The sequence below is a fragment of the Rhodococcus sp. T2V genome, assembly GCF_029269925.1.
GTDB lineage: Bacteria > Actinomycetota > Actinomycetes > Mycobacteriales > Mycobacteriaceae > Rhodococcus_F > Rhodococcus_F koreensis.
Map to the genome: position 1 here is coordinate 1 of NZ_JARJBD010000560.1, position 333 is coordinate 333.

Below are 333 nucleotides of genomic sequence, written 5' to 3' on the forward strand. Positions count from 1 at the left end.
TTAAAAAAACGAAACTTCGTCCTCACCTGAAGAAGTGCTGGACCATCCCACCAAAAGCGAACGCGGAGTTCGCCGCCCGGATGGAAGATGTCCTGTCGGTCTACGCCCGCCGCGTCATGCCCACGGCGTACACGCTGCATCCGAACGAGATCATCGGGGAGTTCGGCGAGTTCGGGGAGCGCCGATGTGCACGCGAGGACCGCGTGACGGGGCGCATCTTGTGGTCGGAGCCGCGGTCCCGAGTCCGTGAATATGTGACGGGTTTGGTTGCGGGTCTGGAACGCAAGAACGGGTGGACCCTCGCCGAGCGGGCCGGCGAGGTGAGCCCGGACG

Annotated in this window: 1 pseudogene; it reads left to right on the forward strand. The window is 64.0% G+C overall.

Going from position 1 to position 333, the window contains the following annotated elements:
- Positions 1-80: 80 nt before the first annotated feature.
- A pseudogene (locus P3H15_RS55415) lies at positions 81-333 on the forward strand (hypothetical protein); the annotation flags it as partial.